Origin of the sequence: Chryseobacterium turcicum (assembly GCF_021010565.1) — a bacterium.
GTDB classification, from domain to species: domain Bacteria; phylum Bacteroidota; class Bacteroidia; order Flavobacteriales; family Weeksellaceae; genus Chryseobacterium; species Chryseobacterium turcicum.
In genome coordinates this window covers 2,183,101-2,202,394 of record NZ_JAJNAY010000001.1, presented here as the reverse complement: position 1 = coordinate 2,202,394, position 19,294 = coordinate 2,183,101, and the positions used below count along the sequence as shown (strand labels likewise).

18 protein-coding genes are annotated in these 19,294 nt (G+C 32.4%); 8 read left to right on the top strand and 10 right to left on the bottom strand.

From position 1 onward, the window contains the following. Positions 1–25: 25 nt before the first annotated feature. Both LO744_RS09990 and LO744_RS09985 read right to left on the bottom strand, forming a co-directional pair. Positions 26–1,606 (bottom strand): ATP-dependent DNA ligase, encoded by a 1,581-nt coding sequence (locus tag LO744_RS09990; protein ID WP_230669051.1) that lies wholly within the window; start codon positions 1,604–1,606, stop codon positions 26–28. A gap of 256 nt (positions 1,607–1,862) precedes the next feature. Then, positions 1,863–2,870: a ligase-associated DNA damage response exonuclease gene (locus tag LO744_RS09985; protein ID WP_230669049.1), complete on the bottom strand. Its 1,008-nt coding sequence runs from the start codon at positions 2,868–2,870 to the stop codon at positions 1,863–1,865. Positions 2,871–3,050: 180 nt separating this feature from the next. Between LO744_RS09985 and LO744_RS09980 the strand changes: the two genes are divergently transcribed. Further along, the gene (locus LO744_RS09980) at positions 3,051–3,677 is read left to right on the top strand and encodes a CatA-like O-acetyltransferase (protein WP_230669047.1); all 627 of its coding nucleotides are present in this window, start codon (positions 3,051–3,053) and stop codon (positions 3,675–3,677) included. A gap of 292 nt (positions 3,678–3,969) precedes the next feature. Here the strand turns inward: LO744_RS09980 and LO744_RS09975 are convergent, their stop codons facing one another. After that, positions 3,970–4,719, bottom strand: coding sequence for an NUDIX hydrolase (locus LO744_RS09975; protein ID WP_230669045.1), 750 nt, complete (start codon positions 4,717–4,719; stop codon positions 3,970–3,972). Between the two features lie 296 nt (positions 4,720–5,015). Between LO744_RS09975 and LO744_RS09970 the strand changes: the two genes are divergently transcribed. Continuing rightward, positions 5,016–6,437: a sugar MFS transporter gene (locus tag LO744_RS09970; RefSeq protein ID WP_230669043.1), complete on the top strand. Its 1,422-nt coding sequence runs from the start codon at positions 5,016–5,018 to the stop codon at positions 6,435–6,437. Between the two features lie 440 nt (positions 6,438–6,877). Further along, positions 6,878–7,603 (top strand): DUF6261 family protein, encoded by a 726-nt coding sequence (locus tag LO744_RS09965; RefSeq protein WP_230669041.1) that lies wholly within the window; start codon positions 6,878–6,880, stop codon positions 7,601–7,603. A 291-nt stretch (positions 7,604–7,894) separates the two neighbouring features. Here the strand turns inward: LO744_RS09965 and LO744_RS09960 are convergent, their stop codons facing one another. From LO744_RS09960 to LO744_RS09940, 5 genes are all read right to left on the bottom strand, one after another. Further along, positions 7,895–8,908 (bottom strand): SDR family NAD(P)-dependent oxidoreductase, encoded by a 1,014-nt coding sequence (locus tag LO744_RS09960; RefSeq protein ID WP_230669039.1) that lies wholly within the window; start codon positions 8,906–8,908, stop codon positions 7,895–7,897. 164 nt (positions 8,909–9,072) lie between these two features. Further along, positions 9,073–9,930, bottom strand: a complete 858-nt coding sequence (locus tag LO744_RS09955; protein WP_230669037.1) for a GLPGLI family protein — start codon at positions 9,928–9,930, stop codon at positions 9,073–9,075. Between the two features lie 21 nt (positions 9,931–9,951). Further along, positions 9,952–10,302: a hypothetical protein gene (locus tag LO744_RS09950; RefSeq protein WP_230669035.1), complete on the bottom strand. Its 351-nt coding sequence runs from the start codon at positions 10,300–10,302 to the stop codon at positions 9,952–9,954. 407 nt (positions 10,303–10,709) lie between these two features. After that, positions 10,710–11,552, bottom strand: coding sequence for a M23 family metallopeptidase (locus tag LO744_RS09945; RefSeq protein ID WP_230669033.1), 843 nt, complete (start codon positions 11,550–11,552; stop codon positions 10,710–10,712). A 250-nt stretch (positions 11,553–11,802) separates the two neighbouring features. After that, positions 11,803–12,837 (bottom strand): serine hydrolase domain-containing protein, encoded by a 1,035-nt coding sequence (locus LO744_RS09940; RefSeq protein ID WP_230669032.1) that lies wholly within the window; start codon positions 12,835–12,837, stop codon positions 11,803–11,805. 144 nt (positions 12,838–12,981) lie between these two features. Here LO744_RS09940 and LO744_RS09935 point away from each other — a divergent pair, with 144 nt between their 5' ends. The 4 genes from LO744_RS09935 to LO744_RS09920 all read left to right on the top strand — a co-directional run bounded on the left by LO744_RS09935 (position 12,982) and on the right by LO744_RS09920 (position 16,530). Continuing rightward, positions 12,982–13,680 carry a DsbA family oxidoreductase gene (locus LO744_RS09935; protein ID WP_230669030.1) on the top strand — a complete coding sequence of 233 codons (699 nt, stop codon included), beginning with the start codon at positions 12,982–12,984 and terminating at the stop codon, positions 13,678–13,680. A 14-nt stretch (positions 13,681–13,694) separates the two neighbouring features. Then, positions 13,695–14,294, top strand: coding sequence for a 5'-methylthioadenosine/S-adenosylhomocysteine nucleosidase family protein (locus tag LO744_RS09930; protein ID WP_230669028.1), 600 nt, complete (start codon positions 13,695–13,697; stop codon positions 14,292–14,294). Positions 14,295–14,340: 46 nt separating this feature from the next. Then, positions 14,341–15,573: a MutS-related protein gene (locus LO744_RS09925; RefSeq protein ID WP_230669026.1), complete on the top strand. Its 1,233-nt coding sequence runs from the start codon at positions 14,341–14,343 to the stop codon at positions 15,571–15,573. A 426-nt stretch (positions 15,574–15,999) separates the two neighbouring features. Next, a complete protein-coding gene (locus LO744_RS09920; protein ID WP_230669024.1) occupies positions 16,000–16,530 on the top strand; it encodes a hypothetical protein in 531 nt (176 codons plus the stop codon). 81 nt (positions 16,531–16,611) lie between these two features. Here LO744_RS09920 and LO744_RS09915 read toward each other — a convergent pair whose 3' ends face one another. Then, complete coding sequence (locus LO744_RS09915) at positions 16,612–17,643, bottom strand: threonine aldolase family protein (RefSeq protein ID WP_230669022.1); 1,032 nt, start codon at positions 17,641–17,643, stop codon at positions 16,612–16,614. Between the two features lie 85 nt (positions 17,644–17,728). Here LO744_RS09915 and LO744_RS09910 point away from each other — a divergent pair, with 85 nt between their 5' ends. Next, a complete protein-coding gene (locus LO744_RS09910) occupies positions 17,729–18,382 on the top strand; it encodes a metal-dependent transcriptional regulator (protein WP_230669020.1) in 654 nt (217 codons plus the stop codon). Here the strand turns inward: LO744_RS09910 and LO744_RS09905 are convergent. Further along, a complete protein-coding gene (locus LO744_RS09905; RefSeq protein ID WP_230669018.1) occupies positions 18,379–19,293 on the bottom strand; it encodes a DMT family transporter in 915 nt (304 codons plus the stop codon). The genes LO744_RS09910 and LO744_RS09905 overlap by 4 nt on opposite strands. Between the last annotated feature and the right edge of the window lies 1 nt (position 19,294).

Genomic DNA, 19,294 nt, shown 5'->3' with positions numbered 1-19,294 from the left:
CCTTTTGTGGTTAAATTTTTTAAAGTTATTGTATCAGTTTCTTTATCTCTTCAATATCATCAATCTCGTCCACTGCTTTATCTTTTCGCCAACGCAAAATTCTTGGAAAACGTAATGCAACACCGCTTTTGTGACGATTACTGAAACCAATTCCTTCAAAAGCAATCTCAAAAACCAATTCTGGCTTTACGGTACGGACCGGACCAAATTTTTCAATTGCATTTTTGTTGACAAACTTGCTGACTTCCATAATTTCTTTATCAGTTAATCCGGAATATGCCTTGGCAATCGTCACTAATTTATCTCCGCTTTTTACTGCAAAACTATAATCGGTGTAGTAAGCACTTCGCCTTCCACTTCCTTTTTGAGCATAGATTAAGACCGCATCAATCGTTAAAGGGCTTATTTTCCATTTCCACCAATCGCCTTTTTTGCGTCCGGAATGATAAGGTGAATTTTTCTGTTTCAGCATTAATCCTTCACTATTAATTTCCCTGGAATTTTCTCTTATTTGATTTAAATCTTCCCATTTTTCAAAGTCAATTGATGGGGAAAGTTTGATTTTTTCAGGAGCTTCATTCAACAATAATTCTTCCAGCATTGCTCGTCTTGCAGAAATTGGTTTTTCTCTTACATTCGTACCTTCCAATTCCAAAATATCATAAACAAAAACTTCAATCGGAATTTCGGAAAGCATTTTCTTTGTTACATTTTTTCGATTAAGACGTTTTTGTAATTCATTAAAATTTAAAACATTTCCATCTTTTACTGCTAGAATTTCCCCGTCTAAAACAAAATTCCCTTTCATATTCTGAATGGTTTCTGCAATTTCAGGAAACTGTTCTGTTACCAATTCTTCACCACGAGACCAAATAAAAACTTCATCATTTCTTCTGATAATTTGCCCACGAATTCCGTCCCATTTAAATTCCACAAGCCATTCATCGGGTTTGCCAAGTTCTTCTACATCTTTTTCCAAAGGATAAGCTAAGCAGAAAGGATAAGGTTTAGAATTATCGGGATTGATATTTTCAGCAGAAATTAATTCTTTAAATGAAACTTCGTCGGGTTGCCATTTTCCCATCAAACTGTGCATGAGCGTGCTTGCTTCCTGTCCGGAAAATTTAGTCAGAGCATTAATCAATGTTTTTGATGAAACACCAATTCTAAAACTTCCGCCTAATAATTTATTGAAAATCAGTCGTTCTGTATAGTCTAAACCGTTCCAGGAATTCAGAACAAAATCTTTTTTCTCAGCTTCTGTTTTATTTTTTAAATCTATAATTTCGTGCATCCATTCAGATAACGTTTTTTCAATCTTTTCTTTTGGTGGAGGTAGAATGAGAGAAATCGTTTCACCCAAATCTCCAACCGCAGAATAACTTTCCTGAAATAACCAAAATGGCAATTGCACAATTTCCAACGCCCATTCTTTCATAAAATTGGTATTGACATTTCGTTTCGGTCTTTTACCTGTAAACAAAGCAATAAACCACAATTTATCATCATCCTGCGCACGTTCCAGATAATCTACAATCGCATCAATTTTTGCGGTTGTTTTATTGGTGCTTTCGAGAGCATTGATGAGTTCTGCGAAATGTTTCATAAATTATCAATGATGTTTCAGAATATGATTTCAATAATTTGGGCAGCTATTTCCGTCTTCCACTCCCGCTTTTTTTTATTTGTTGCCTGAGCGTAGCCGAAAGTAACAAATAAAAAAAGAGCTCCGTTCAAGCCGGGCTGCGAGCAATTCCCTGTAAAAGTGTCGCTCCTACGGAGCTTAAAATGCGTTATTGCGATTATTTTCTACAAATATGTCGCTCCTACGGAGCTTTTTTATAGTGTCAAAATTTTAATTTTCAATTTTTTTTATCAGTTTCGTCTTCGTCATCATCTCCATAAAGTGTTTCCACAACATCAGATTTAATTCCTATTTCATTTAAGTATTTAGAAAAAACTTCAGTTTGTCCGTGCGTCACGTGAACGATTTCAGCTTCTGTGGCTTTTATAGCCTGTAATAAACCTTTCCAATCGGCATGGTCGCTCATCGGAAAACCAGCATCCATACTTCGCCATCTTCTGGCACCACGAACCTGCATCCAGCCTGAGCAAATTGCCATAGCCGCATCCGGAATTTTTTTAATGACATTGCTGTCTAATAAAGCCGGAGGAACAATAACAATATCGCCCGCAACGTGTTTGATATTTTCCCGAAAATCAGGAATTTCATACTCTGGAAGCACAATTCCAACTTCTTCAAAAGCCTGATTAAGTTTACCAATGGAGTAGTGGACGTGGATTTTTCCCATTCCTTCAACGGCTTTCATAATTCGCTGTGCTTTCCCCAATGAATAACCAATGAACACGGAAGTTTTTTGATTTTCCTGATTTCGTAAAACCCAATTTTGCATTTTTTTATTCAAATCATCCACTTCCAGCCAATTGTAAATCGGAAGTCCGAAAGTGCTTTCGGTAACAAATTCATTGCATTTTACCACTTCAAAAGGCGTGCTTAAACTATCATCCTGAATTTTATAATCTCCAGAAACCACACTTACATAACCTTTATATTCCAGACAAACCTGTGCTGAACCAATAATATGACCTGCAGGATGAAGCGAAAGTTTTACACCATTGATATCTAAAACTTCACCATACTGTAAAGTCTGACATTCGATGTCTTCGGCAATTCTTTTCTTTAAAATAGGTTTTGTAAAATGATGACAAAGATATTTTTTCATTCCCCATCTTGCATGGTCGGCGTGACCGTGGGTGATGACCGCAAAATCTACGGGTCGCCAAGGGTCAATATAGAATTTCCCTTGCGGACAGTAAATACCTTTGTTTGTGAATGTAATGAGTTTCAAGAGCGTGATGATTAGTGTATTTCTGAATATTCAAAAACCTAACCAAATTATTTCTTTTCAAGACTTTTCTGCAAATTGCTCTACACACTATCTTCTATAGGATAATTAAAAAAATAAAATTTCTCTATTTAATCAGTCAACATTTAATAAATCTTACGGAAATTTGCAAAAAATAAATCAATGAAAGTTATAGATGTAGAAAGTTGGAACAGAAAAGAGCATTTTGAGTTTTTTTCTAAAATGAAAAGCCCGTATTTTGGCTTTACAACGGAGGTAGACTGCACGAAAGCTTATGATAAAGCCAAAAAAGAAGGTCATTCTTTTTATGCTATTTATCTTTATAAATCAATGGTGGCAATAAATACTGTGGATGAATTAAAACTCAGAATTGTTGACGGGCAAGTGATTTTGTATGATGAGGTACATGTAGGAGGCACAATTGGAAGAGCAGACGGAACATTTGGGTTTTCATTTTTTCACTATTCTCAAGACTTTGAAACTTTTAACAAAAGACTTCAAGAAGAAATTAAATCTGTACAAAATTCTACAGGTTTAGGAATAAGCAACGATGTCTTACCCATTAATCACATTAGACATACTACAATCCCTTGGAACTCATTTACTACCATTTTGCATCCGACAAATTTTGACCCTAAAGAATCTATACCAAAGATTGCATTTGGAAAATTCAGCATTCGTGAAGGTAAGAAGTATCTTCCTGTTTCAATCGAGGCACATCACGGATTGGCAGATGGGCTTCATTTGGCAAAATATATTGAAGAATTTCAGAGACAATTAAGCTTATAAATTGTTAATTGTTAATTGTTAATTGTTAATTGTTAATTGTTATAAAAATATAATTGAATACAAAAAATAAAAATCCTGATTCACTCAGGATTTTTTTATTACTAAAGCTGTTTAAACTAATTTTTGTCTAACCGCAAAAAAGTCAAAAGATATTTTAAATGTATATAATTAGATATTCAAAGCTATTAAAAGAATAAAAATCAAAGATTTTTGAAAACTTATGCGTTCTTTTTTCATTTTAAAATAAGCTTTAATCTAAATCTTTTGTGCCTTTTGTGGTTTAATAAAAAGTTTACCAATTATTTAGCCCGTTTTCTAAGGCTTTTTTATAATTTTCTTCGTCAAAAGAGTAGAGGTCGGGAGATTTGTGAGCTCCGCCACGACGTTGCTCATTTAATTTTCTGAGAATCTCAAGATTTTTTATTTTTCTGTAAAAATTTCCGCGGTTAAGCTCTTTTCCAAGAATTGTTTCGTATAATTTCTGTAATTCTGAAAGGGTAAATTTCTCGGGTAACAGATTATAACCGATTGGTTTATATGAAATTCTTTCGCGTAAAGTCAACAAGGCTTTTTCTATAATTTCACGGTGATCCATTGCCAATTCAATTTCGTTGAGCTTGCTTAGATACACCCATTCACATTTTTCACTAAGCTCATCTACAATAAGATTTGCATTATCCGGATTGTATAAAGCATAATACCCTATAGACACGAAACGCTGCTTCTGCCATAGAGAATCATCGAAATCTTCAAAATAAAATTCGCTTCTTTTATTTTTACCAAAAACAGCAAACTCTTCCAAATAAACATCTGAAATTCCTGCTCTTTCTTTTAAAACCCGTTTGGCGGCATCATCCAAATCTTCCTCTTTTTTCACATAACCGCCCGGTAAAAGCCATTGTTTGCGATAGGTCATCTGAAGAAGAAGCACCTTCAATTCACTTTGGTCAAAACCAAAAACTACAGGGTCTGCAGAAAGGTGTGGAAGAAAAAGGTCTTTTGCCTCCTCAGATTTCTTTAAAAATTGTTGTTGTGAATCCATAAAATTTTTGTGAATACTTAATTTCACAAATTTAACATTAAAATCTAAAACTCACCTATTAATGAGGACTTGAAACCATTTTTAGGATTTTTTAACTTAATTTTTATCACAAATAAATTTTAAAAGTAAACGCCATCGTTTCTCTTGACTGCATTTCTCAATAAAAAAAGTTTTAGAAATTAATTGAATTATTATTCCTTTTTACCAAAATATTGCCCCTTTACATCAAATTTATTGTCTCAAATTAAGAGATTACCAACAAAAGAGATTATCTTAGCCCTTTAATTTTAATGTATATGATAGATAATGAAGTACAATCAAAAAGGAATTATACCATTCCTTTGATTACCATTACCCTTTTATTTTTTATGTGGGGATTCATCACCTGTATGAATGATATCCTTATCCCATACCTGAAACAGCTGTTTAAACTTACCTTTTTCGAATCGATGTTGGTACAGTTTTGTTTCTTTGGAGCTTATTTTATAGGTTCATTAATTTATTTTCTGGTTTCCACATCAAGCGGAGACCCCATCAACAAAGTAGGCTATAAAAAAGGAATTCTTTTTGGAATTTTTCTAGCGGCATTTGGATGCATTTTATTTTATCCGGCAGCAACATTTTCTTCTTACGGATTGTTTTTAGGCGCATTATTCGTTCTTGGATTAGGATTTACGGTTCTTCAAATTACCGCAAACGCTTACGTTTCACTTTTAGGTTCTGAAGATTCTGCATCAAGCCGACTGAATATGACGCAGGCCTTCAATGCATTCGGAACAACAATTGCTCCAGTGTTGGGCGGACATTTAATTTTTGAATTCTTCTCTTCAGCAGACGGTTCATTCTCTGCTGTAGCAACAAGAATTCCTTATTTAATCTTTGCAGGAATTTTATTGTTGGTCGCTTTATTAATTTCAAGAGTGAAATTACCATCTTTCCAAACAGCGGAAGAGGAAATTGAAAAAGGTTTTGGTGCTTTTAAATTCAATCACTTAAAGTTTGGTGTTTTTGCCATGTTCTGTTATGTAGGTGGGGAAGTAGCGGTAGGAAGTTTTATCATCAGCTTTTTAGAACAACCTCAGATTATGAATCTTTCTGAAGTCGTAAGCAAAAACTACCTTTCAATGTATTGGGGAGGTGCAATGATTGGACGTTTCTTAGGCGCAATTTCATTAAATCATTCTATCAGTCAAGAGAAGAAAGCATTATATATGTTGGGCGCTGCAGCAGCGGTTTTCCTTGTGATATTCAGTATTGTTGACCTTACGTTCTCACAAATGAGTTTCTTCTTAGTGTTTATTGCTTTAAATTTTGTAGCATTCTTTGTAGGGAAATCTGCTCCGGCAAGAACCTTATCTATCTTTGCAGGAATCAACGTAATATTATTGATTTCAGCAATGGTAAATCACGGTGAAATGGCAATGTACAGCATTTTAGGAATAGGAATTTTCAACTCGATTATGTTCTCTAATATTTACACATTGGCCATTTCAGGATTAGGAAAATACACAAGCCAAGGTTCTTCATTAGTCGTAATGGCTATTTTAGGTGGTGCTATTGTTCCTATTTTCCAGGGGTATTTGGCTGATATTTTCGGAGTACAGCAATCATTTATTATTCCGGTGTTCTGTTATGTGGCGATTTTAATTTTTGGTGCGTATTGTACTAAATATTTAAGCCATGTGAAGCAGGATGCTGATGCGAAATCTGGACATTAATAGTTTTACTTTTATATATGGAAAAACCTGCTCAACAGCAGGTTTTTTTGTTATTACTACATAAGAAATACGAGTTGGAAGCTGTCTTTGATACTGGTGTGAGCGTCTCCTCGTGCTCAATACTAAAGATTAATTTCAAATCATTATCTCTACTAACATATTTAACCTCTCAAGTCCCTTGAGAAAACATAAACTATTAGTTTAAACAAAACCTTCATCTACAGAAAGTCCAAACCCAAAGATTAAGCGCTCCGTACCTTTACAGAATCTCTAAACCGTCAGATTAAATACTCTGTACATCTACAGAATATTCAAACCGAAAGTTTAAACGCTTCGTATTGCTACGAAAAGTTTAAACCCATCGTTTTTACTGAATGAAAAAATGAGTATCTTCATACTTGAAATATTTAAATAATTTTTTAACAAAAACACACTTGATTATGAAAATTGCTTTAACAAGGCTGAGCACAAAAGACTTGGCTACGCTCACTCAACGTATTATTAACACTTCAGATTCTGGTACATATGGCGTTATTACCAATCATCCGCTGCTTATAGAACTCAAAACAACGTATGCAGATTATGATGATGTTTACACCAAAGAAACATTCAGTGGTAGGGGAACAGATGTTGCAAATTCTGATAGAGACCGAGATATTTCGTTTAGAAACTTTAAAAATTTCCTGAACGGATATAGAAAAATGGTCTTAATGCCCAACTATCAATTTGCTGAAGATATATTTGAAATTTTCAAAACATATAGTCTCAATCTAGACAAACTGAGCTACTCTTCCCAAACCGCACAGATGAAAAAGCTCATTGAAGAGCTTGAAACTCCGGAAAACATCCAAAAGCTAAATGCCCTTTTACTATTACCATCTTTTTATGAAATGAAATCTAAACATGAAGCTTTCGAGCAGATTTTTTCAGAACAGGCCAGTGCCAATGCCAATCTCAGAACGATGAAAACTGCGTCAGCAATTCGCAGAGATTTAGAAAAAATATTGACATCTTTTATCAATCTTATCACTGCGATGAAAGATGTCTTAGACTGGAAACTGTTGCACGCAGATATTAATGAATTAGCAAAAGCAGCCAAAAATTCCACATTAAATAAACCCGAAAATAATATCCAGCAATTTAAAAAAAATTCCCCTCCTTTGTAGGGGTAGCGAAAATTCAAAGAATTTCTGACAGGGTGGCTACATAAAGGTAACCAATGTCAGTTCAAGTTTTTTTAGCAGCAAAAAGCGGAGAAAAATGTATCGAGAACCGAATTTAAAAGCATAAACTTCTCGATACGCTTTTTTTGCAAAAGCTACTCGAAGTGGCGGCTTTCCGAATAAATTTAAGCAATAAAAAACGAGAATCTTTTACAGATTCTCGTTTTAGGTTTCAAGTAAGGTTCTCGATACAAATTCTTTCAGAATTTTACTCGAACTGACGGAAGTTGACCATTAATCATCTAGGTAAATATCATCATTTGATTTTCTCGATTTCAATAACATAAAAGCTATTCCTAAACCTAATCCGGCAATCAAAGCTATTTTTGTTTTCTTTCCGGGTATGGGTAAGATGGTTGCCCCATAAATTCGATGGGGTTCTGATGAAGGTTTAAGTACATTTCCGGAAGTAGGTTCTCCGTTTTTAAGTTTCATCATCAATCGCATTCCAGCGGAAGCGGTATTGATAATTACCTTTGGAAACATTTCATATAAATTGACCAATGCTTTCGATTTAATATCAGGAAATAAATCTTTCTGTGGCTCTTTCGCTAATTGTACAATTTTGTCTGCGGTATCTCTTGGATCTGATGCAAACGGAGGGATTTTAAAATCTAATCCTGAAAACTTTGCCGAATGCATATTTCCCGTTGACCTCTGAATTTGCGGATACAGATTCGCAATATGAATGTCTGGATAATCTGAAATTTCACCATGCAAACACTCCATCATCCCACGGATTCCGAATTTTGTTGCCGAATAAACAGCGCTGTAAGGAGCGGGCATAAATCCGCCAATCGAGATATTATTAATTAATATTCCTTCATTCTGTTCTTTGAAAAGTGGTAAAACCGAGTAGGCTCCATGCATATATCCGAAGAGATTGGTTTTAACGACCTGCTCATGAAGGTCCATTGGTATTTCTTCAAATTTTCCGCTTGCCATTACTCCGGCATTATTTACCCAGATATCAATTCGTCCGAATTCTTTTACAGCAGTTTGTAGAAGGTTTTCTACATCCTCTGCTTTCGAAACATCTGTGGAAACTGCTATGGCATTTACTCCTAATTCTTTGCAGATTTTTAATGTTTCATCTAAAGCTTCCTGACCTCTTGCTGCGATAACGATGTTGCAACCTTCAAAAGCAAAAGCTTCAACGGCTGCTCTTCCAACGCCACTGGTTCCTCCGGTAACGACGACCGTTTTCCCACGAAGGCTTCTTTTTTCTAAACTGTTTGGTGATTTCATATTTAGGTATTTTATATTTTTGAATTGAGTGTTATCAATTACCTATCTATTTTTACACCAAATAAGACTTTCGGAGCGATTAATTTTAAATCAAATTATCATAAAACAAAAAACACAGACATCTTTGCCCATGCTTTTTTTGAAATAATATTTATAAAAGTGTTTTATCTGTATAAATCGAGTTCGAGGAAATTGTTATTTTTCTGAAGCCCTTCTTTTCTTTCTTTTTCTACTAATCTTAACACATCATCCTGAGTATAAGTTTTCCCTTCAAATGTCATAGATACTTCAGCTGAACCTCCCGATGAAACTAAATCTTGACGCATATCTTTTACTGGATCTTTCTTGTACTCAGTCCAAATTTTCCTGAATTTCTCTTCGTTTATTGCTATTTCTCTTGTTTTTTTATTTATAATTTCATCAGAATTTACTTCTGTTTTTTTTGTTCCAACAAGCGTAAAGATGTGGTCTCCTTTAGAATCTTCAGCTTTTAGAATCAAACCAGGAAGACCGAAAAACTCGTGCGGACCATCCTGAATTGGGATTTCGGGAGCAAACCAAACACTCCATTTTCTTCCATACAAAGTTGTTGTTGCTTTTTGTACGTCATATCCTAAAACCTTAGACTTTTCCTTACTAATTTTCCAATCTAATTTTTTATCATTATTAATCAATAATTGGTTTGAACTGATCTCTTTTTTTAAAGTGCGCTTATAATCCGGATAGGTTTTTATAACTTCGGTACTTACTTTCGACTGTATTAATTTGGTAAAATCAAAATGAGTCTGCTGTGTGGCATTTGCATTTTTAAATGTAGCCGTCATGGTAGAATCATAAACCGCTTTTACCTGACTGTAAAATTTTGATCCTTTAGGAGAAGTCTGCAGAACCATATTTTCAACTTCAGATTGATTTCGATTAAGAGAATCCATCTTAAATTTGTATTCATAAACAAACTGATTAGATTGTGCGAAAGATAATCCTGTAATTAATATTGACAGAATAGGGAATTTTATTTTCATGGTTTTTTTTTGAAAAATAGTTTATTGGAAAGTAATTGTTTCTTCTTTGGTATTATAAACGATGATATTTTTATTACTCTGTGCAGTTTTTGACACGGTTTTGGCTTGTAGTATTTTAAAATCTTTTGGATTATAAATAGTTACCGTACTATTTTTTTCGTCAATGGTAACTTTTTCAGCGTTTCCTAAAGAAATGTTTTTTGTTTTTAACATTACATTTCCCTGTAAAATAATCGTTTTCTCTTTAGCATTTTGTTTTACATTATCTCCTTTATATTCAATCTTATCTTCAGATTGTTTTTCCTGAGCAAAAGTGTTTTGAGAAATTAGAAGAAGCACGAAGGCTCCTGAGATTCTAAATAATCTTTTCATATAGTTTGTTTAATAATACGAAAATACATATAAATCTCTTCGCAGTGTAAAGATTAATATTTATTTATGAATTATACGTTTTTTTTAACGAAACATTGACAATAAAACACTTTGTTTAAAACTAACTAAAGATATATAAAACCCGAACTAAAAATAATATCAAAAAAGGCACATCAATCACTGCGATAGAATATTGTTTTTTAGAAATTCTGATGACAAAATCGGTAATAAAACCTATCATCAAAATAATCAATACAAAAATGATAGCGATACCTAAACCAACATCGGCTCTGTGTTCGCGTTTTCTATTGGTTTCAATCGCTATTTCAGAATAAAAATTGAGCAGTAGAAATGGAATTTCAGCCGCTCATATTCTGATTAAAATATGTTTGGTAATATTGATGGCTTCATTCGTATTGGTTTTTAATTTTCATGCCTCGCTTCAGACTTTTTGAAGAAATATTATGCTCAAAATGAAATGGTACAGATTTTAAAGTCTTTCCTTTTTCAGGAATCAAAACATTAAAATGCAAATGTTCACCAGAACGAAAACCAGTCGCACCGCTTAAACCTATAGGCTGATTTCTTTTTACAGCATCGCCCACTTTTACCAAGCTACCCTCTTTTTTCAAATGCACGTATTGTGTAAATAATCCGCTGTGAGGATGATAAATCGTAATGTAATTGGCATAAGGAATCCATTGTTTATCTTCTTTTCCAAATTCATAATCTTTGATGACTCCCACTACAAAACCATCATCTGAACTTGTAATGGTATCACCAATTTTCATATCAAAATCTACTGCGTATCTGCTGTAATCATTATTGTGACTGAAATCACCTTTATTAGCCTGCATAATTCTATACTCTTTACCTTTTGGAAAGGGTAGTGCAAGATTGTTATGCTTTATAGTTTTACTATCATCGCCAAATGCCGTATTGAGTTTAAAATCAAACTTTGAGCTTTCCAATTTTTTTGCAAATAATTTAATTTTAGATTCTGAATTTTCTTTAATCACTAATCTAATAGTATCATCAATTACATTTTTCTCTTTTAAATAGCCCGAAAAAATATTCACTCTCAATGGAGAATATAAAGGATTTTTAACACTCAAAGTAATCGTATCATTTTCATATACAACATTTCTATGGTAAGAAAATTGATAATACGTTTCCTTAGGAAGTTCCTGCGCATCATATAATGAAAGGCAAAAAAACAAAATAATAGATAATGCTTTATAGAACTTCATATGTTTTAATTTAGATTCAAAAATTACAATAATTAATAACAGATTACTTTTAGTACATGACAAAAAAACTTAAAATGCTTTTTAACCGCAAAAGTTTCAAAAGAAATGATTGAAAAAAGAAAAGTTCAAAAGTTTACAAAATGTAAAACCTTTCCTTTATCCTTTGTTTTGTTAGCTTTTGGATAACTGAACCATTGTAAAATCTTTTGTTGCTTTTGCGGTTGAAAAAAAATGTCATGTACTTTACGGATTACTTTACCAATTCGCTTTCAAGAACAATATTTTTAATCAAAGTTTCAAAATAATAAAACAAATCACTGCTTTCATTCATTTGATTTTCAAGAATGATAATACTCACATCCGATTTTGGAACGTAAATATTCAATGAAGAAAAACCATCACCTAAACCTGTATGACCGAGGTAATTTACACCATTATGTTCAGCAATTCTGATATTGTATCCATAGCCCATTTTCTCTTTTCCAAAAACATTATGTTGAGATTTCACAGATTCTGAAGTCATCAATTGATAAGATTTTGCACTTAATATTTTACCTTTATGAAGTTGATTATTCCAAATAACTAAATCTTTTGCAGTGGTAATAACGCCATCTGCAGGTATATTTTCTTCATTAATAAAAGAATTTTCAACTTTTGAAAATTGATTTTCTTTGTTGATATAACCAAAAACAAGATTCTTTTTATCATCTTTAGAATAACAAAAAGTATCATTCATTTTTAACTGTTTGAATAAGTCTGTTGCTAACTGACGATATGTTTTCTTGCTTGTATTTTCAATGATTTTTCCTAAAAGAATATTCGAAAGATTTCCATATTTAAAATCAGTTCCGGGTTTGAAAGCTAGGGGTTTTTCAATATCAATAATTCCATGGGTATGATTCAAAAGCTGATGAACAGTCACAGAATCTGCCCAAGTCTGTTTCAATTCGGGTAAATATTTTTTGATAGGAGTGTGGAGATTAATCTTTCCTTTTTCAACTTCTTTTAACACCAAAACGGAAGTCATCTGCTTGGTGTTTGACATGATTTCAAACTGATTATTCATTTTCAAAACCTTTTTATTTTCAATATCAGAGAATCCAAAAGCTTTAGAATAAATCATTTTTCCTTTTTTAGAAACCAAAATAACGCCGTTAAATGTTGTAGGAGTTTTGATTTGAACAACGCTGTCTATTTTATTTTGCAAGTTTTTTTGAGTTTGAGAAAAAGCATTGATGCTTAAAGAAAAAATAAGAAAGCTAGAAATTATCGTTTTTGAAATCATTATTTCGTGAATTTTTTAGAGGTTCCAAATATAATCTTTTACGACATTTCATGGAAAAAAACTATCGTGATTAATTTATTTTTTTACTTTTTAAAACCCGGCAATCATTCAATGAATTCTTATCTTTACGTAAATTTAAAATAAATGAAAATAGAAATCTGGTCGGATGTGATGTGTCCGTTTTGCTATATTGGAAAGAAAAATTTTGAAGAGGCTTTAGAAAATTTACCATTCAAAGATGAAGTAAAAGTAGAGTGGAAGAGCTTTCAGCTAGACCCAACTTTAGAACAATCGGAAACTAAAACTACCGCAGAATATTTCAGAGAAAAAAAAGGTTTTCCTGAAGAGCAGGCAAAACAAATGACCAATCAGGTGATACAGATGGGAAAAGCTTCAGGAATTGATTTTAATTTTGAAAAAGCTTTGATTACCAATACCTTTACAGCTCACAAACTTCTTCATTTAGCAAAAAAACATAATCAATCTTCAGAAATGGAGGAGGAGTTGTTTAAAGCACACTTTTTAGACGGAAAAAATGTGGGAGATATTGATACGCTAGTTTCTCTAGCCGTTTCTTTAGGAATTGATGCTGAAGAAGCAAAAAAATCGTTGCAGTCTGAAGAATTTAATTACGAAATCAATCAGGATATATTAGAAGCTAGAAATAATGGAATTTCAGGTGTTCCGTTTTTTATTTTGAATGGTAAATACGCTGTTTCAGGGGCACAACCTGCTGAAGTTTTGAAAAATGCGTTGACACAGACTTACGAAGAAACCGTTGTTCCATTTAAAGATCAATCTCAAAACAATCTTTCGTGTGATGCAGATGGCTGCTCAATTTAACATAATATATTTTCATGATTACATTAAATAAAGAACTGACATATCCCATTTCTGAAACGCTTTTTGTTTTCGCCTTAGATTATGAGGCAGGAAAAGTATTTGATCATACCCGAAAACTCATTACCGGAATCGGAAAAGTAAATGCAGCTATTGAACTTACAAAAGCGATTCAGGAAAAAAAGCCAAAAATGATTGTCAATCTGGGTTCAGCAGGAGGGAACGGCTTCAAAAAAGGAGATGTTATTTGCTGTACAAAATTTATTCAGAGAGATATGGACGCTCAAGGCTTAGGTTTCAAAAAATTTGAAACTCCGCTTTCTGGCATTCCCATTGTTTTGGAAAATGGATTGAAAATGGACCACCTAAAAGAAGGAATTTGTGGAAGTGGAGACAGTTTTGAGATGAATCATATCAATACAGAATATAATGTAATTGATATGGAAGCTTATCCTTTAGCCTTGATTGCCATGCGAGAAAATATTCCGTTTTTATGTTTAAAATATATTTCAGATGATGCAGGAAGTGATGCTGCAGACGATTGGTCGGTTCTGGTACATCTTGCTTCTGAAGCTTTTAAACAGATATTGTTTACAGATTTAGTTATTGAAAATTAAGAATTTCTATAAAAAAACTGGTTAAATCAATCAACACAAATGAGTTATGGAGAATATTTCGGAAATAATTTCACATTTTAATTTCACCCAAACCAGGAAATCTAAACAGTATTTAACATCATTTTTCAATCAAAAAAGCTTTAATAAGAATCAAACTTTATACACTCAGAATAAGTTGAAAATGTTTTTAGAAAATTTTCAACTTATTGATGGTTATAAGAGTAGTGAAAATATCGTTTTATCGATTCAAAAGTTTTTGGGTGAAGTAAATCTTGAAAATTATAATCTATTAACGAGTATTATGTACAGAGATTTTTTCAAAGAAACGAATAATAATATTTCTTTATTTATCGAATTTTTTCACCGTTTTAGTTTGATTTTAAAAAACTTTCAGAAGTCTGATTTATGTAAAGATTATTCTGATGAAGTTGAAAAATATATTCAATTTATTGATTCTTTATCCATAAATAAATATCATCATAAAGTCTTAGATTTCAAACAAAGGAAAAATATTTTGTCTAAAATAGAAGTTCAAGTTAAAAACAAAAACTTTATATCATTTTGGAATTTCTTTTATATGTTTGATGTTTATTCAAGCATCGCGAAAGGAATTAAAAAATACGATTTAACATTTCCCAGATTTAATTCTGATAAAACATTTAGCATTAAAAATTTTTACCATCTAGACTTAAAAGATGCGGTTAAAAATACAATTACAACGACGGAGAAAAACACGATTATTTTTACAGGAGCTAACATGTCTGGTAAATCAACCGCTATGAAGTCAATCAGTATTGTTGTATTGCTGGCTCATTTGGGAATTGCTGTTCCGGCAGAAAATTGCAACATTCCGTTTTATGAAAGTATATTTTTACATTTTTCTGTAAACGATAATTTAAAAGAAGGTTACAGTCATTTTATGCAGGAAATTGTAAATCTAAAAAATGTATTACAGGAATTAAAGACAAAAAACTGTTTCGTAGTTTTTGATGAAATATTTAACGGGACCAATATTAATGATGCCTCAAAAATAACGGTTGATACGATTGAAGGATTAACTAAATATAAAAACTCAATGTTTATTTTTTCGACCCATTTAAATATGATTGAAAATTATTTAGTCAACAATAAAAATATTATGTTGCTAAATCTGGAGTCTTTTCTTATTGATAATGAACTGAAATTTACTTACAAACTAAAAGAAGGTTGGTCTAAACTTGAAATCGGAAAAATACTTTTCGATAAATATGGCTTGAATGATTTATTAAAACACGATTAGTTAATATAATAGGATATTTCGTGTATAAGCAAATTTTTCATCATTAATGTATTTTCAAAAAATCGACGTCACATTAATTATATGGGTGATATTGAAGTATTTAAATTTCTAAAAAAATACACGATTTAACATAATATAAATTATAGGACTTTTTATAATTATCAAAAATAAACATATAATTAGTTGCTTTTAGATTAATATTGACTTAGTGGATTATTTAATAAGCTCTAATTTAATTACTCAATATGAATGAATTGCCTAATAGATTTGAAACTTTCTTTTTAAATTTAATAATAATACAATTTCATTTAAAAATGGTAAATTTAATTTTCCGTTAAAACGGAACGTAATCCGAAAAATATTTTTTACGCGATTCTCAGCGATTAGCATTTATGTGCAGATTTGAATTAGTTTCAGAGTTTTTTAATGTTTATATTAGCAATTATAAAATTTAACATAAAGTATATTCTACTCAGTGCATTGTCTATTTTGATGATGAACTGCGATAAAAAAAAAGAATCTGTAAAACCTGTGGTCATTGCAGATTCAATTGAAGCTCCAACTGAAACGGTTATTGATACTTTAGGTGCAAAAAGCTCCTGTTATTCAGGTGTTACCGGAAAAGACAGTGTTTTTGTAAGTATTGATGATAATTTGGGCACGCTGTCAGGAAAAATGGCTTATAAAAATAATGAAAAAGATGGTTCAAAAGGTGAATTATCCGGATTCAAATCGGGGGATACTTTAAAACTTACTTACGAGTTTGCTGCTGAAGGAACCACCAGCAAAAGAGATATTTTCTTTATTCAGAAAGGAAATCTTTTAACGGAAGGAATTGGAAATCAAACAGATGACAATGGAGTAATGCGTTATGTAGATGAGAAGAAAATAGATTATAAAGCAGGGCAAAAGCTAGAAAAAACAGACTGTAAGGTTGTAGCAAAAGTTTTACAATAAATTGCTTTTTTTTGCCACGAATACACGAATGTTTTCATCATGTTTTGCATAAAAACATTCGTGTATTCGTGGCTAATCTTACTATAATTCACTATTAAAAGTTTCAATAAAATCTTCAACAGCATTGTTCTGAGTGCTCCAAGAGGTTATTAAGCGGATTGCTGAAGAATTTTCATCGATTTTTTTCCAAATATAGAATTCAAATTTTTCAGCTAAAACTTCAATAGTTTGATTGTTTAAAATAGGGAAGATTTGGTTGGTATATGTATCAGAGAGAAACTGCACTCCCCTATCAGACAGCGCTTTTTTAATCTTCATAGCCTGTTGGTTTGCGTTTTTGGCTAAATCAAAATAAAGGTCATCTTGCATCAATTCTAAAAACTGAATTCCCAAAAGTCTTCCTTTTGCTAATAACGCACCTTTTTGCTTTATATTAAAGGCGAAATTTCGCTTCAAATCATTTTCAGTAATTATTATTACTTCCCCTAATAAAGCTCCATTTTTAGTACCTCCCAGGTAGAAAATATCGGTTAATTCAGCAATGTTTTTTAATTCTAAATCGTTGATTTCTGAAGTTAACGCGTGCCCTAGCCTAGCTCCATCCATAAAAAGATACAGATTGTTTTTCTTGCAGAACGCTGAAAGATTTTCCAGCTCTTTTTTCGTGTAAGTTGTTCCGAGTTCAGTAGAATTTGAAATATAAACTAACTTGGGCATTACCTGATGCGGAATATTTTGATGACTCTCTAAAACAGGAATAATATCTTCCGGAAAAAGTTTTCCGTCTTCTTTTTCTATACTTAAAATTTTGTGCCCCGTTGCTTCAATTGCTCCTGTTTCGTTGTTTAAAATATGACCGGTTGATGCAGAAATAACACATTCATAAGGTCTTAATATTGAGGAAATTACAATAAGATTAGCCTGAGTTCCACCAGAAACAAAGTACACTTCTGCCTCCTTATTTTCAATCTTAGCTTTAATTATATCTTTAGCTTTTTTAGAATAATCATCTTCCCCATATCCTGCTTGCTGATCGAGATTATTTCGAAGAAGAGATTCTAAAATCTGAGGATGACATCCTTCGGAATAATCGTTTTTAAAAGAAAATTTCATCCTGCAAAATTAAAAAATCTTAAAATAACAAGACCTAGATTTAAAAAATATTTTGTTAGATTTGTAACGAAAATCATCTAACATTTTGAGAACAACATTAACAGAAGAAAACTATCTGAAAGCTTTGTTTCATGTAGTTGACCATGAAGGGAAAGTTACAATTAACGAGCTGAGCAAATTTCTAAACGTAAAAATGCCCAGCGTTAATAACATGATGAAGAAATTTGCCGATAAAAACTGGGTAATCTATGAAACCTATAAGCCACTAAGAGTTACCGAAAAAGGTAGACGTGAAGCTGCTTTGGTGGTAAGAAAACACCGTCTTACCGAAATGTTTTTGGTAAAAAAAATGAATTTTGGCTGGGAAAATGTACACGAGATTGCAGAGCAATTGGAACATGTACATTCTCAGGTTTTCTTTGATAAAATGGATGAAATTCTAGATTATCCGAAATTTGACCCTCATGGTGAGCCTATTCCCGATAAAGATGGAAATATCATCTCTCAGGATTTGCAGCAATTAAGCAACTGTAAAATTGGTGAAACTGTTGTTTTTACTTCGGTTACCTTATCTGATGACGCCTTTTTGAATTACCTTACCGAAAGAAAACTTCTTTTAAATACGAAGATTAAAATTATTAAAATTGAAGATTTTGATAAATCTATGACCATAGAAATTTTAGAAAAAACAGAAGTCTTAAGCAAGAAAGCAACTGAAAAGATTTTGGTAAAACATTAATTTTCAATTTCTTTTATTTCGCTTAATTTCTTTGGTTTTTTACTGAGTAAAAATACGGTTGAGATAATAAGTAAACTTCCAATCCAATCGATTGTAGAGAAAGAAACGTTCAGCCAAAGTACTGCCAAAACTGTTGCAGAAAGCGGTTCCATTGAAGCTAAAAGACTTGTTTTTTGTCCGCCGATAATTTGTACAGCGGTAAGATATGCATAAAACGCAATTAAGGTTCCAAAAATCACAATAAATGCGGTGTACCAATATGTTTGAAAATCCCAGATTCCTTCGATGCTGAACGGAGATTTCACAAAGCTAAAAACAAAACCACCGCACATCATCCCCCATCCTATGACCACCGATGATTTATATTTTGAAAGTAATTTTACCGGTTGTAAGGTGTAAATGGCTAGTGCCACAGCTGAAGCTAAGCCAAAAAACAATGCCGTTTTTGAAATATTCAAACTACTAATATCTCCGTGAGTTACCAATAAGAATGTTCCGGTAACCGCTAAAGCAATTGCTAAAAATTCAATCATCAAAGGAGTTTTCTTATTTTTAAAAGCTAAATAAATAGCAATTACAACTGGACCTGCGTATTGCAAAACTGTTGCTGTAGCCGCATTTGAATGTTTGATTGCTGCAAAATAAGTGTATTGCACGGCAAGCATTCCGGTGATACTGAAAACCGTTAATTGAATAGCATCTTTTTTGTTTTTCCAAATAGAAAATAAGTCTGCCTTATCAATGAATTTAGCGAACAAAAGTAAACATATCCCGGAAATTAGCATTCTTACGGTAATCAGCCATTCGATATTAATTCCTCTTTGCTGAAAAAGAAATTGCCCGAAAGTTCCGGAAACTCCCCAAAGTAGCGCTGCAACTACAGCTAATAGAAAACCTTTAAAAACATTCATT

What these genes read in the sequence shown, in the direction of transcription:
- LO744_RS09990 (WP_230669051.1), bottom strand. Translation starts at nt 1,606, where the DNA reads ATGAAACATTTCGCAGAACTCATCAATGCTCTCGAAAGCACCAATAAA.
- LO744_RS09980 (WP_230669047.1), top strand. Translation starts at nt 3,051, where the DNA reads ATGAAAGTTATAGATGTAGAAAGTTGGAACAGAAAAGAGCATTTTGAG.
- LO744_RS09975 (WP_230669045.1), bottom strand. Translation starts at nt 4,719, where the DNA reads ATGGATTCACAACAACAATTTTTAAAGAAATCTGAGGAGGCAAAAGAC.
- LO744_RS09970 (WP_230669043.1), top strand. Translation starts at nt 5,016, where the DNA reads ATGATAGATAATGAAGTACAATCAAAAAGGAATTATACCATTCCTTTG.
- LO744_RS09965 (WP_230669041.1), top strand. Translation starts at nt 6,878, where the DNA reads ATGAAAATTGCTTTAACAAGGCTGAGCACAAAAGACTTGGCTACGCTC.
- LO744_RS09960 (WP_230669039.1), bottom strand. Translation starts at nt 8,908, where the DNA reads ATGAAATCACCAAACAGTTTAGAAAAAAGAAGCCTTCGTGGGAAAACG.
- LO744_RS09955 (WP_230669037.1), bottom strand. Translation starts at nt 9,930, where the DNA reads ATGAAAATAAAATTCCCTATTCTGTCAATATTAATTACAGGATTATCT.
- LO744_RS09950 (WP_230669035.1), bottom strand. Translation starts at nt 10,302, where the DNA reads ATGAAAAGATTATTTAGAATCTCAGGAGCCTTCGTGCTTCTTCTAATT.
- LO744_RS09945 (WP_230669033.1), bottom strand. Translation starts at nt 11,552, where the DNA reads ATGAAGTTCTATAAAGCATTATCTATTATTTTGTTTTTTTGCCTTTCA.
- LO744_RS09940 (WP_230669032.1), bottom strand. Translation starts at nt 12,837, where the DNA reads ATGATTTCAAAAACGATAATTTCTAGCTTTCTTATTTTTTCTTTAAGC.
- LO744_RS09935 (WP_230669030.1), top strand. Translation starts at nt 12,982, where the DNA reads ATGAAAATAGAAATCTGGTCGGATGTGATGTGTCCGTTTTGCTATATT.
- LO744_RS09930 (WP_230669028.1), top strand. Translation starts at nt 13,695, where the DNA reads ATGATTACATTAAATAAAGAACTGACATATCCCATTTCTGAAACGCTT.
- LO744_RS09925 (WP_230669026.1), top strand. Translation starts at nt 14,341, where the DNA reads ATGGAGAATATTTCGGAAATAATTTCACATTTTAATTTCACCCAAACC.
- LO744_RS09920 (WP_230669024.1), top strand. Translation starts at nt 16,000, where the DNA reads ATGTTTATATTAGCAATTATAAAATTTAACATAAAGTATATTCTACTC.
- LO744_RS09915 (WP_230669022.1), bottom strand. Translation starts at nt 17,643, where the DNA reads ATGAAATTTTCTTTTAAAAACGATTATTCCGAAGGATGTCATCCTCAG.
- LO744_RS09905 (WP_230669018.1), bottom strand. Translation starts at nt 19,293, where the DNA reads ATGAATGTTTTTAAAGGTTTTCTATTAGCTGTAGTTGCAGCGCTACTT.